This is a genomic window from Agrobacterium sp. (assembly GCF_032092815.1).
GTDB lineage: Bacteria > Pseudomonadota > Alphaproteobacteria > Rhizobiales > Rhizobiaceae > Agrobacterium.
In genome coordinates this window covers 161614-174808 of sequence record NZ_DAMDBP010000001.1, presented here as the reverse complement: position 1 = coordinate 174808, position 13195 = coordinate 161614, and the positions used below count along the sequence as shown (strand labels likewise).

The window sequence follows — 13195 nt, the reverse complement described above, 5'->3', positions numbered from 1 at the left end:
TCGGTTTTTGTGAAGTAAAGTTTTGCACAGGCACAACATTTATGCGTGCTTATTTGTTTTCCTGTCACAAGCATCATATAAGGCCCATCAAAATCCTTAGACGAAGATGTGACGACGCGATGATTCAGACACCTTATTACATGATCGACAAGTCCAAACTGCTCCAGAACATGGAGAAGATTGCCTATGTTCGTGAGAAGTCGGGAGCCAAGGCTTTGCTGGCGCTCAAGTGCTTTGCGACGTGGTCGGTGTTCGACTTCATGAGCCAGTATATGGATGGCACGACATCATCCTCGCTTTACGAGGTACGGCTTGGTCACGAAAAATTCGGTGGTGAGACGCACGCCTACAGCGTTGCCTATGCCGATTATGAGATCGATGAAGTCATCTCTCATGCCGACAAGATCATCTTCAACTCGATCAGCCAGCTTGAGCGTTTTGCAGACAAGGCGTCTGGCATTACGCGCGGACTGCGTCTCAACCCCCAGGTCAGTTCGTCCAGCTTTGACCTGGCCGATCCGGCTCGTCCATTCAGCCGCCTTGGCGAATGGGATGTGAGCAAGGTTGAAAAGGTCATGGACCGCATTTCCGGTTTCATGATCCACAACAACTGCGAGAACAATGATTTCGCGTTGTTCGACCGCATGCTCACGCAGATCGAGGACAAGTTCGGATCGCTGCTGTCGCGCGCTGAATGGGTGAGCCTTGGTGGCGGCATTCACTTTACCGGCGAAGGTTACCCGATCGACGCGTTCTGCGACCGCCTCAAGGCGTTTTCGCAAAAATACGACGTGCAGGTCTATCTGGAGCCAGGTGAGGCTTCGATTACCAAGAGCACGACGCTGGAAGTGACCGTACTCGATACGCTATACAATGGCAAGAACCTGGCAATCGTCGACAGCTCGATCGAAGCTCATATGCTTGACCTGCTGATCTACCGCGAAAATGCCAAGGTAACGCCAAATGAAGGCGATCACAGCTTCATGGTCTGCGGCAAGTCCTGCCTGGCCGGTGACATTTTTGGTGAGTTCCGTTTTGGCTCTGAACTCAAGATCGGCGACCGGATTTCGTTTCAGGACGCAGCCGGCTATACTATGGTCAAGAAGAACTGGTTCAATGGCGTGAAAATGCCAGCCATCGTCATCAAGGAACTGGATGGCTCGCTGCGTCCGGTCCGTGAATTCGATTTTGCCGATTACGAGCAAAGTCTATCGTAACACGAACTGCCAAAACGGCAGTTCCTGTAAAACCAAACCCAACAGTATCTTATCCCCGTGGGGAAAAGGAGGCATCACCTGAAATGAAGAAGAACGTTCTCATCATCGGCGCCGGTGGCGTAGCACAGGTCGTGGCGCACAAGTGCGCCCAGAACAGCGATGTATTGGGAGACATTCATATTGCGTCACGCACCGTTGAAAAGTGCCGCAAGATTGTCGAATCCGTACGCGAGAAGAAGAGCCTCAAAACCGAGGTGAAGCTTGAGGCCCATGCGCTTGACGCTATGGATGTTGAGGCAACAAAAGCCTTGATCAAGAAAACCGGAGTTGAGATTGTCATCAACGTCGGTTCGGCTTTCGTGAACATGTCCGTTCTTCGCGCCTGCATGGACGCGGGCGTTGCCTATATGGATACTGCCATTCATGAAGATCCAGGCAAGATCTGCGAGACACCACCGTGGTACGGTAACTACGAGTGGAAGCGTGCCGCAGAATGCAAGGAAAAGGGCATTACCGCCATTCTCGGCGTTGGTTTCGATCCTGGCGTCGTGAACGCATATGCCCGTCTTGCCAAGGATGAATATTTCGACAAGGTCACCTCGGTTGATATCGTCGATATCAATGCAGGCAGCCATGGTCGTTGGTTCTCGACCAACTTCGACCCGGAAATCAACTTCCGCGAATTTACGGGCGTTGTTTACTCCTGGCAGAACCAGCAATGGCAGACGAACAAGATGTTCGAGATCGGTCAGGAGTTTGACCTGCCGGTGGTAGGCAAGCAGAAAGCCTACATGACCGGGCATGATGAAGTGCATTCGCTGTCCAAGAACATGGACGGTGCCGATGTCCGTTTCTGGATGGGCTTTGGTGACCATTACATCAACGTCTTCACCGTGCTGAACAACCTTGGTCTGCTGTCAGAAAAGCCGGTCAAAACGGCTGAAGGACTGGAAGTCGTGCCGCTGAAGGTGGTCAAGGCCGTGTTGCCTGATCCGTCTTCGCTTGCACCTGACTATGTCGGCAAGACCTGCATTGGCGATATCGTCAAGGGCACCAAGGACGGCAAGGAGCGCGAAGTCTTCATCTACAACGTGGCTGACCACAAGGAAGCCTATGAAGAAGTCGGCAGCCAGGGCATTTCCTACACTGCCGGTGTTCCGCCAGTTGCTGCAGCCATGCTGATTGCAACAGGTGAATGGGACGTGAAGCAGATGGCGAATGTTGAAGAGCTGCCGCCGCAGCCATTCCTCGATATCCTGAACCGGATCGGCCTGCCGACCCGCATCAAGGATGAGAATGGTGACCGCGCCCTGAACTTCTCCTGATTGAAACAAAAGAGAGCCCCGCATTTGCGGGGCTTTTTTGTGGGCCTATTCGGCTGCAACTTTTACCTTGGTTTTGGGCTTGGCCGCTGTTGTCGCCTTCGACGTTGTTTTCTTTTTGACTGCTGGATGCGTGGCGGCGGACTGGTTCAGCAGCTGAAACTCTCTGCTGGCCTGTCCCCAGTGTTCGGCATCCCTGCCACTAGGATGTCCTTCTGCTTCCCACAGGGTGTAGGCACGCTTGCTGATCCATTCATGTTCGGAAGACTGCATTTCAAATCTCCTGTTGCTGATCGTTGCGTTTGCAACGCTATACGGCACGCCGGCAGGACGCTGGACAGGGATTGCGCCGGCAATCTGAGACGTCATTACAAGGCATGATTCGGGATGCGTCAAGCGTTCTTGCTGCGTTGCAAGAACGCCATGGTTGTCATTTGTCAAATGCCTGCTGCTTTCGGAATAAAAGCTGTATCGAACTTGTACTGAAGTTGATGTTTCGCAATTATTGTCACCTGAAAAATATGCTTTCACTTGAAATCAGGATGTTGATTCCAGGTGATCAATTTTAGGTGATGAGATGAATGACACGGTTGATCTGAATGACGAGCTTATCGTCGAGTGCAAGGGCCATTGCGGGATCATTCGCCTCAATCGTCCCCGTGCGCTCAACAGTCTCAATCTAGGCATGGTGAGGGCCATGAAATCAGCCCTTGCCGATTTTGCCGATGATCCGTCGATTGCGAGTGTCGTTGTGCGTGGCGAGGGTGGGCGGGCCTTTTGTGCCGGCGGAGATATTCGTATCATTCATGATCTCGGTAAGGCGAATGACCCTGATGTCAGTCGCTTTTGGCGGGAGGAGTTTCCGCTCAATCACACCATCGCCCATTATCCCAAACCCTATGTGGCCTTGATGGATGGAATCGTCATGGGTGGCGGTGTCGGTCTGTCATCGCATGGGGCATTTCGTGTGGTGACCGAGCGCACACGCCTTGCCATGCCGGAAACCGGCATTGGTTATTTTCCGGATGTCGGCGTCAGCTGGCTTTTGCCGCAAGCGCCGGGCGAAATCGGCACCTGGATGGGATTGACCGGCAATGAGGTCAATGCCGCAGATGCGATATTTGCAGGGCTTGCGGATGTCCACGTGCCATCAGAGCGCCTGGAGGAGTTGACCCTTGCAATCTCTACCCTCGGGCCCTCGGATGTGCACAAAGGCATCGAGACGCTGTTGTCGCAATTTTCGACGCTGCCATCACCGGGGATGTTTGAAAGCGGTCGCGCACTGATCGATGCCGTTTTCAGCCATGATACGGTTGAAGAGATCATTGCCGCATTGAAGGCCAGGGATGATGATCTGTCTAAGACCACGCTTCAAAGCCTGGAAAAACGGTCGCCGACCAGTCTGAAAATCACCTTGCGTATGTTGCGACTGGCCCGTGAGAGTTCCGGTCTGATCGAATGCCTGGAGCGCGAATTTTCGGCTGGACTTGAGGTGCTGAAAGGCCATGATTTTTACGAAGGGGTGAGGGCCGCACTGATCGACAAGGAGCGCAATCCGCAGTGGCAGCCAGCCCTGTTGGCACAGGTTGAAAGCGCCGATATCGACCGATTTTTTAAGCGAAATCATAGTCCAATTTTTGAAAGCCATAGATTGTAGCTCGGTGATAGCGTTAGGCAATACATCCGTTAATCGCGCAAAGGCGGAATATTAATCGCATTCCGCCAATTCATTTGGCGTAAAATTCTCCTTTCCGCAGAGGTGTTGGAGGGGGATTCCTCGCATGGACGGCCTGCTATCTGTAGTTTCATGGCCAGTTCACTTTTGGGGAATTCAATGAAGCGCCTTCTCATTCTCGGTTCAGCACTTGCTGTCCTTCTGTCGGGTCAGGCCTATGCCGAAGCACCGAAGACCATTCTCAACGCATCCTACGACATTGCGCGCGAAATTTTTGCCGCCGAAAATGAGGCCTTCGTCAAGGCGCATCCGGGCGTGACAGTCGACCAGTCGCACGCAGGCACCTCCAAGCAAGCTCGTGCCATCGTTGAAGGCCTTGAAGCTGATGTCGTTACCTTCAACCAGGTGACCGATATTGACTTCCTGGTAAAGCAGGGCTTCGTTTCAGCTGACTGGCAAAAAGATTTCCCGAACAACGCTTCGCCATTCTACTCCTTCCCGTCCTTCCTGGTACGCTCCGGCAACCCTAAGAACATCAAGGACTGGGATGATCTGGCCCGCGATGACGTGAAGATTGTGTTCCCGAACCCAAAAACCTCCGGCAACGCCCGCTACACCTATCTGGCTGCCACTGCTTACGCCAAGGAAAAGTTTAACGGCGACGAGGCGAAGGTTGAAGGTTTTGTGAAGAAGATCTTCGCCAACGTTCCGGTTTTTGACACTGGAGGCCGTGCTGCCACTACGACCTTCGTCGAGCGCGAAATCGGTGACGTGATCATTACCTTCGAAGCGGAAACCCGTGGCATTGCCAAGCAGTATGGCACGGACAAGTTCGAAAGCGTTGTGCCGTCCGTCAGCCTGCTTGCAGAATTCCCGGTTGCTGTCGTGGACAAGGTTGCTGACAAGCGCGGCTCGCGTGAACTGGCAAAATCCTACCTCGATTTCCTCTACACGGAAGACGGTCAGAAGATCGCCGCTGAATTTGGCCACCGCGTCAACAACGAAAAGGTCGCTGCAGAATTCAAGGATCAGTTCCCTGCAATTCGCTTGGTGACGGTGGACGATGTTTTCGGTGGTTGGGATAAGGTACAGAAGGAGCATTTTGCCTCTGGCGCCGTCCTTGACAAGCTTTACGGCAACCGTTGATAAAATCGAGCTGAATACGGATTTAACCCGGCAGGGTAAACCTGCCGGGTCAATTTGTTTGGGGGATGCCGTTTGAAACGCAATGTCTTGCCGGGGTTAAGCCTCTCACTCGGCGTAACCCTTTTTTACGTTGGCGTTATCGTCTTGCTGCCGCTGGCAGCGCTTGTGTTCAAGGCGGCCAGTCTTGGGCCTGTTGAATACTGGAACATCGTGTCATCGCCGCGTGCGGTTGCCAGCTACCGCGTGACGGTTCTTTGCGCCTTGGCGGCCACGTGCTTTAACGTGGTGTTCGGTTTGGCGCTGGCATGGGTGCTGACGCGATACCGTTTTCCCGGCTGGCGTTTTGTTGATGCAATTGTCGATCTGCCCTTTGCATTGCCGACCGCCGTTGCCGGTATCGCGCTGACGGCCCTGTTTGCCGGTAATGGCTGGTTTGGCTCTGTTCTGGCCATGATCGGCATCAAGGTTGCCTATACGCCGCTTGGCATCATGATTGCGATGGCCTTTACCAGCCTGCCCTTTATCGTGCGCACGGTGCAGCCGGTGCTGGAAGACCTCGATCCTGCTCTCGAAGAGGCGGCGCAATCGCTTGGTGGGTCCGACTGGGAAATCTTTCGCAAGGTCATTTTGCCGCTTCTGACGCCCGCCATTCTGGCCGGTCTGTCGCTGTCCTTTGCCCGCAGTCTGGGTGAATTCGGTGCGATTATTTTTATCGCCGGCAACCAGCCGTTTGAGACGGAAATCACCTCGCTGCTCGTTTTTATCCGGCTTGAGGAATATGACTATCAGGCCGCCGCAGCGATTGCATCCGTACTGTTGTTGACGGCATTCGTGATGCTGGCGGTGACCAACCTGCTGCAGGCTCGTGCCTTGCGTTACACGGTGAGGAGCTGAAGCCATGAGTGTTATCTCTTCTCATCGCAAACCGCCACGCGTTGGGGATACGCCGCTTGTCCGCCGCTCCCTGATTGCCTTTGTGCTGATCATCGGTTTTCTGCTGGTGGTTGCGCCGCTTGTTATCATTGGTGTTGAGGCATTCTCGGCGGGCTTGAAGGCCTATTCGGCAACGATCATTCATCCCGATACACGGCATGCGATTTTCCTGACGGTGATCACGGCTTTGATTGCGGTTCCGATCAACACGGTGTTCGGTATTGCGGCGGCATGGGCAATTACCAAGTTTGATTTTCCCGGCCGCAGGCTGCTTCTGGTGGTGATTGAAATACCCTTTTCGATCTCACCGATTGTTGCGGGTGTGGCCTATCTTTTTGTCTATGGTCTGCAGGGGCTGTTTGGGCCACTGCTGGATGCCTATGACATTAAGATCCTGTTTGCCCTCCCAGGCATTGTGATTGCATCGATGTTCGTGACGGCGCCGTTTGTGGCGCGTGAGCTTATTCCGCTGATGCAGGCGCAGGGTCGTGACCTGGAAGAGGCGGCAACGTCACTCGGTGCTTCCGGTTGGCGGACATTCTTCTCGGTGACATTGCCGAATATCAAATGGGCTCTGCTGTATGGCGTTGTGCTTTGCAACGCGCGTGTGATGGGTGAGTTCGGTGCGGTTTCGGTGGTGTCAGGCAATATTCGCGGGCAGACCAACACGCTGCCGCTGCACATCGAGCTACTTTATCATGACTATCAGACGGCGGGTGCCTTTGCGTCCGCCTCCATTCTGGCTTTCCTGGCGGTGGTGACCATCATTGCCAAGGTCATGCTGGAACGACGCGGCGCCGGGCGTGGCCGCAAGGCTGACAATGGTGCCAGTGCTGCATCCACGGAGACACATGCATGAAAATCCGCCTCGAAAATGTGGTGAAGACCTTCGATACATTCCGTGCCGTGCATGATGTGTCTCTGGATATCGAAAGCGGTGAACTGCTTGCGCTGCTCGGTCCTTCCGGCTCTGGCAAAACGACGATCCTGCGCATGGTGGCCGGGCTTGAATATGCCGATGGCGGCCGCATCATGTTTGGTGATGAGGACGCGACCAATATTCCGGTGAGAGACCGTGGTGTCGGTTTTGTCTTCCAGCATTATGCGCTGTTCCCGCACATGACGCTTAATGAAAACATTGCCTTTGGCATGAAGGTGTCGCGCGTCAAACGCGACAAGGCGGCGATTGCTGCCCGCGTTGATGAATTGTTGCGGCTGGTAAAGCTGGACGGTTTGGGGGATCGTTTCCCGGCGCAGATTTCCGGCGGTCAGCGCCAGCGTGTTGCACTGGCCCGCGCGCTTTCGGTCGATCCGAAAGTGTTGCTGCTGGATGAGCCTTTTGGTGCTCTCGATGCCAATGTGCGCCGTGATCTGCGTCGCTGGCTGCGTGAGATCCATGAAGAGCTAGGTATCACCACGATTTTTGTGACACATGATCAGGAAGAAGCGCTCGATCTGGCCGACCGTGTTGTCATTCTGAAAGATGGCAAGATCGAGCAGCAGGGCACGTCGAAAGAGGTCTGCCGTAACCCCGTGTCGCCTTTCGTCATGCGCTTTCTGGGCGATGCCAACCGCATCTCCGGCGTTGCCAGAAACGGCAAGGTGTTTGTCGGTGATATGGAATTGCCTTTTGCCTATCATTCCGGTGACGGTAAGGTCGATATCTTCGTCCGTCCAGTCGATCTGGATTGGGAACACCTTCATGACGGATTGCCTGCGAAGGTTATCCGGGTGTTGGACCGGGCGGGAGAGCGCCGTGTGATCGCCAGCACCGAAGCTGGCGACATCCTGGAATTTGATGTGCCGCCGGAAAACGGCGTTGAAGCCGGCGAAACCGGATATGTGGTTGTGCGACGGGCCCGCATTTTTCCGGCAAGCTAAACCTTGGGGTCTTATGAAGTGAGGGTGAACTCACCCTGCGCCTTGATTTCACCATTGATCAGCAGATCGACCCGATGGCGGCCCGGATAATGTGTCCGGGTCGTAAAGTCTTTGATGGCGCGGTTGATGCTTAGGTCGACGCTCTCGCCGGGTTCCAGATGAAGTTCTTTCCATTTGAAAACCTTGGGCGCCGTGCTGCCGGCTTTTTTGACGTAATGCAGGGCATAGTCCACCACCAGCTTTTGTCGCTCCGTACCGGTCGCCGTGATCGCAGCGGCAATTCGCACATTCTCGCCAAGTGAGATGTTGTCGGGTGACACCTGAAAGCTTTCAATCTCGACGTCCGCCTTGCCCTTCACACCAAGGATGGCGAGAGCCGCGTTGTCGCCTTTCTTGATCAGGGTACGCAGCGCCTGCCGGATGATCCAGGTGGTGTGCTGATTGTCGGTTGGCCATGTCGCTACCGTCTGCAAAACGAAGGCCGGATTGTCCTTGGTGATGTCATTGAGATGATTGGCCACTGACTTGCGAACATAAAGCGAAGGGTCACTTTTCAGTGCCTCAAGGATCGGCATAACAGGGGCGGGGTCGTCCACCAATGCCTTCAGCTGGAAAGACCATGGCAAGCGTGGACGGCAACCTTCTGAACTGAGGCGGCGGACATGTTCGTTTTCGTCAGAGGCCCATGTCTGCATGACGCTCAGAGTGCGCGGCAAGTCTTTTGCCAGAAAATGCCGGACGGCAAATTCCGATGAACCAAATCGGGTGAAATAGTGCAGGGCCTGCATCGACTTTTCGAAGTGGTCCTGACCATACAGCGCCACATATTCTGCAAGGCTGATCGAGGTAAAGCCATGCTGGATATGAGGTGCGAGCGCAGAAAGAATTTCGAGGTTACGGCTGTAATCACCGGGCAACACGGCGTGCCATGCCGTGGCCACCTGACGCATGCGTTGCATGATGCCGAGATCATCCAACCCCAACATGGCGTGATGCATGAAAGCCGCTTCATCAAACGGTGCATGTGCCGCCTTGGTAATGGACGCAAGATGCAACAGGCGGTCGCGATTGAATATTTCCTTCAGGGCGGGTTGCGGTTCTTGCGCCATTTTCTGCGCTCCAATTGTTCTCTTTTTGTTCCTTAATCGCAAAACAATTGCGAGGCAATCGATAAAAGAAAACCCGGCGTTTGTGGCGCCGGGTTTTCCTGAAAAGCTGTGCTGTTATCAGCTCATCTGGCTGATGAAGCGGGTTTCAAGATAGGCCTGTGTGGCCTCTGAACCACCTTCCGTGCCGTAACCACTGTCCTTGATGCCGCCAAACGGCACTTCCGGCAGGGCAAGACCATTGTGGTTGATGGTCAGCATGCCTGCTTCCACCTGACGGCCGAGGTCGTGGGCTGTCTTGGCAGAACCGGTGAAGGCGTAAGAGGCAAGGCCGAAGGGCAGGCGGTTTGCTTCCGTCACCGCGTCCTCGAACTTCGAGAACTTGTTGATGATGGCGACCGGGCCAAATGGCTCGTCATTCATGATCTTGGCGTGGGTTGGCACATTGGCCAGAACCGTAGGCTCGAAGAAGTTGCCGCGGTTGCCGATGCGGTTGCCACCGGTCTTCAATTCGGCGCCATGCGAAACAGCATCGTTGATCAGTGCTTCGATGGCCGGAATGCGGCATTCATTGGCCAACGGGCCCATGGTGACATCGCTTTCAAGACCATTGCCGACCTTGATGGCCTTGGCAGCTTCTACGAAACCTTCAAGGAAACGATCGGCGACACCTTCCTGAACCAGGAAGCGGGTAGGCGAAACACAGACCTGTCCGGCATTGCGGTACTTCGACAGGGAGGTAACAGCAATTGCCTTTTCGATATCGGCGTCATCAAAGATCATGACCGGTGCGTGACCGCCCAGTTCCATGGTGGCGCGCTTCATGTGCTTGCCAGCCAGGGCCGCAAGGTGTTTGCCGATTGGGGTCGAGCCGGTAAACGATATCTTGCGGATGACCGGATGCGGAATGAGGTATTCCGAAATTTCTGCCGGTACACCGTAGATAAGATTGATGACGCCAGCTGGTACGCCGGCATCAGCAAAGGCACGGATCAGTTCAGCTGGCGATGCCGGGGTTTCTTCTGGCGCCTTGACGATGATGGAGCAGCCTGTGGACAGGGCAGCGGACAGCTTGCGCACGATCTGGTTGATCGGGAAGTTCCACGGTGTGAAGGCTGCAACCGGGCCAACCGGCAGCTTGATGGCAAGCTGCGAAACGCCAGTGGCGCGTGACGGAATGACCTGACCGTAGGTTCTACGGGCCTCTTCGGCGAACCAGTCGATGGTGTCGGCTGCGCCAACCACTTCCATGGCTGCCTGTGCCAGCGGCTTGCCCTGTTCGCGGGTCATGATCCAGGCAATGTAATCCTTGCGTTCGCGCAGAATGTCGGCGGCGCGACGCATGATCTTGGAGCGATCATAAGGCGAGGTATCACGCCAGACCTTGAAACCTTCGTCAGCCGCAGCCAGTGCCAGATCGAGATCAGGTTTGGTGGCATGGGCGATCTTGCCAATGATTTCGTCGGTGGCTGGATCGCTGACGGCAATCGTCTCACCGTTGATGGCATTGCGCCATTCGCCATTGATGAAAAGCTGGATGTCTGGATAGCTGTACATGTCAAACCTTTGTGATTTGGTGTGCTCAACGCGCCAAACGAGGGACCAATTCCAGGACTTGTCCGGTGGTTAGAAAACCATAGACGTGAAACTGGCTGACAGCGCGTTGTAAAATCTTGTGCCGTTAAAGGGTGGGGACCGGACACGTCTTATATTAGGTCTCACCTGCTGCATTGCAATATGATTTGCCGTCAAATTTATTGAACTGAAACGTCGTTTTAGGCACAGTTGGGCGCATTTTATGCGGTTCAAACCATATTCAGCCATGAAAAAACCGGCACCTGTACGGATGCCGGTTGCTTGCTTTCGATGCCTTTTTAAGATCAGAAGAAGGCCTGAATGCCGGTCTGTGCACGCCCGAGGATCAGCGCATGTACGTCATGGGTGCCCTCATAGGTGTTGACAGTTTCCAGGTTCTGCGCGTGGCGCATGACGTGGTATTCGATCTGGATGCCGTTGCCTCCGTGCATGTCGCGTGCCTGACGCGCCACGTCCAGTGCCTTGCCGCAATTGTTGCGCTTGACGATGGAAATCATCTCAGGGGCCATCTTGTGCTCATCCATCAGGCGACCAACTCGCAAGGAAGCCTGCAGACCAAGGGTGATTTCCGTCTGCATGTCCGCAAGTTTCTTCTGGTAAAGCTGCATGCCAGCCAGCGGCTTGCCGAACTGTTTGCGGTCAAGGCCATATTGACGGGCACGAACCCAGCAATCTTCGGCGGCACCCAGCACACCCCAGGAAATGCCGTAGCGTGCACGGTTCAGGCAGCCGAACGGGCCCTTGAGGCCGGAGACGTTTGGCAGCAGCGCGTCTTCGCCCACTTCTACGCCGTCCATGACGATTTCACCTGTTATGGATGCTCGCAGGGAGAGCTTGCCGCCGATCTTAGGGGCGGAAAGACCCTTCATGCCTTTTTCCAGCACGAAGCCACGGATTTCATTGTTGTGGGCTTCGGACTTGGCCCAGACCACAAACACATCTGCGATCGGTGCGTTGGAAATCCATGTCTTGGCACCACGCAGACGATAACCGCCTTCGATCTTCTCGGCGCGGGTTTTCATGCCGCCGGGGTCAGAGCCGGCGTCCGGCTCCGTCAGGCCAAAGCAGCCGATCAACTCGCCGGATACGAGGCCCGGCAGATATTTGTCTTTCTGTTCTTCAGAGCCGTAGGCAAAGATCGGATAGATAACCAGCGAGGACTGCACGCTCATCATCGAGCGGTAACCGCTGTCGATGCGTTCGACTTCGCGTGCAACGAGACCATAGGCCACATAACTAGCTTCGGCTGCGCCATATTTTTCCGGCAACGTCACACCCAGCAGACCGGTCTGGCCCATCAGGCGGAACAGTTCCGGTTCGGATGTCTCTGCGAGATAGGCTTCCTGAATGCGAGGCAGAAGTTCGGCTTCAGCAAATGCCGCTGCCGTATCGCGGATCATCCGCTCATCTTCTGTCAGTTGGTCTTCAAGCAGGAATGGATCCTGCCAGTTGAATGCAACACGCTCGCTCACAATCACGTCTCCTGTTTATGGCTGGAATAATTGGCCATTCGGTCGCCGCAGGCAAGCAATGTTTACTCATCTTCCTATTCCTTATAGTAATGAAACATGACCACGCTCAGCCGCAAATTATTGCCGTCTTCCAGTGCGTTGGCTGCCTTCGATTCCGTTGCGCGGCTTGGCAGTTTTTCGCTGGCAGCTGATGAGCTTTCCCTGACGCAAGGGGCGATCAGCCGTCAGGTTATGTCGCTGGAAGAGCAGCTTGGTGTGCGGCTTTTCGAACGTGGCGCGCGGGGTGTTACACTGACAACAGAGGGTCGTTCCTATGCCAAGGCGATTGGCGCGGCCTTGGGTGAAATACGGGCGGCGTCACTGCAGCTTATGACTAAAACGCATGGGAGTGTTTTAAACCTTGCGATGTTGCCGACATTTGGTACACGCTGGTTGTTGCCGCGCATTCCCGATTTCGTTGATAGCCACCCCGAAATCACCATCAATTTTGCTACCCGTATCGGCCAGTTCGATTTCGAAAAGGAGGGCCTCGATATGGCCATCCATATCGGACAGGCGGATTGGCCTGCGGCCGAAAGCACCTTTCTGATGCCGGAAATGGTGGCGCCAGTCTGCAGTCCGGCGTTTCTGGCTGAACACCCGATTGCCACACCGCAGGATATTGCCGATCTGCCACTGTTACATATGGCGTCAAGGCCCGGTGCCTGGGATCACTGGTTCCAGAGTGCGGGCATCGTTTCCGCACCGTCCAAGGGCATGCGGTTCGAGCAGTTTTCCAGCGTTGCGCAGGCCTGTATCGCTGGCCTCGGGGTGGCGTTGATGCCGCTGTTCCTGATTGAAATCGAAC

General features: G+C 54.8%; 12 protein-coding genes. 8 read left to right on the top strand and 4 right to left on the bottom strand.

Going from position 1 to position 13195, the window contains the following annotated elements; translation table 11 throughout:
- Window positions 1–119 precede the first annotated feature (119 nt).
- The gene (gene nspC / locus RT613_RS00780) at window positions 120–1217 is read left to right on the top strand and encodes a carboxynorspermidine decarboxylase (protein WP_313612182.1); all 1098 of its coding nucleotides are present in this window, start codon (window positions 120–122) and stop codon (window positions 1215–1217) included.
- Window positions 1218–1300: 83 nt separating this feature from the next.
- Window positions 1301–2542, top strand: coding sequence for a saccharopine dehydrogenase family protein (locus tag RT613_RS00775; protein ID WP_313612180.1), 1242 nt, complete (start codon window positions 1301–1303; stop codon window positions 2540–2542).
- Between the two features lie 45 nt (window positions 2543–2587).
- Here RT613_RS00775 and RT613_RS00770 read toward each other — a convergent pair whose 3' ends face one another.
- Entirely contained in the window at window positions 2588–2812 is a 225-nt protein-coding gene (locus tag RT613_RS00770) for a DUF2934 domain-containing protein (RefSeq protein WP_313612257.1), read from the bottom strand.
- A gap of 304 nt (window positions 2813–3116) precedes the next feature.
- Between RT613_RS00770 and RT613_RS00765 the strand changes: the two genes are divergently transcribed.
- The 5 genes from RT613_RS00765 (at window position 3117) to RT613_RS00745 (ending at window position 8174) form a co-directional block, all read left to right on the top strand.
- Window positions 3117–4196 (top strand): enoyl-CoA hydratase/isomerase family protein, encoded by a 1080-nt coding sequence (locus RT613_RS00765; protein ID WP_313612179.1) that lies wholly within the window; start codon window positions 3117–3119, stop codon window positions 4194–4196.
- 177 nt (window positions 4197–4373) lie between these two features.
- A complete protein-coding gene (cysP, locus tag RT613_RS00760; RefSeq protein WP_313612178.1) occupies window positions 4374–5360 on the top strand; it encodes a thiosulfate ABC transporter substrate-binding protein CysP in 987 nt (328 codons plus the stop codon).
- A gap of 72 nt (window positions 5361–5432) precedes the next feature.
- Window positions 5433–6254, top strand: a complete 822-nt coding sequence (gene cysT, locus RT613_RS00755; RefSeq protein WP_313612176.1) for a sulfate ABC transporter permease subunit CysT — start codon at window positions 5433–5435, stop codon at window positions 6252–6254.
- Window positions 6255–6258: 4 nt separating this feature from the next.
- Window positions 6259–7152 (top strand): sulfate ABC transporter permease subunit CysW, encoded by an 894-nt coding sequence (gene cysW, locus RT613_RS00750; RefSeq protein WP_313612174.1) that lies wholly within the window; start codon window positions 6259–6261, stop codon window positions 7150–7152.
- Complete coding sequence (locus tag RT613_RS00745; RefSeq protein WP_313612173.1) at window positions 7149–8174, top strand: sulfate/molybdate ABC transporter ATP-binding protein; 1026 nt, start codon at window positions 7149–7151, stop codon at window positions 8172–8174. The genes cysW and RT613_RS00745 overlap by 4 nt, the downstream gene beginning before the upstream one ends.
- 11 nt (window positions 8175–8185) lie before the next feature.
- Here the strand turns inward: RT613_RS00745 and RT613_RS00740 are convergent, their stop codons facing one another.
- The 3 genes from RT613_RS00740 to RT613_RS00730 all read right to left on the bottom strand — a co-directional run bounded on the left by RT613_RS00740 (window position 8186) and on the right by RT613_RS00730 (window position 12348).
- Window positions 8186–9283 (bottom strand): DNA alkylation repair protein, encoded by a 1098-nt coding sequence (locus tag RT613_RS00740; RefSeq protein WP_313612171.1) that lies wholly within the window; start codon window positions 9281–9283, stop codon window positions 8186–8188.
- 117 nt (window positions 9284–9400) lie between these two features.
- Window positions 9401–10837, bottom strand: a complete 1437-nt coding sequence (locus RT613_RS00735; RefSeq protein ID WP_313612170.1) for an NAD-dependent succinate-semialdehyde dehydrogenase — start codon at window positions 10835–10837, stop codon at window positions 9401–9403.
- A 323-nt stretch (window positions 10838–11160) separates the two neighbouring features.
- Window positions 11161–12348, bottom strand: a complete 1188-nt coding sequence (locus RT613_RS00730) for an acyl-CoA dehydrogenase (protein WP_313612168.1) — start codon at window positions 12346–12348, stop codon at window positions 11161–11163.
- A 96-nt stretch (window positions 12349–12444) separates the two neighbouring features.
- On the opposite strand from RT613_RS00730, the gene RT613_RS00725 reads away from it, so the two are divergent.
- Window positions 12445–13195 (top strand): LysR family transcriptional regulator (locus RT613_RS00725; RefSeq protein WP_313612166.1); only part of this gene is annotated, 751 nt, incomplete at its 3' end.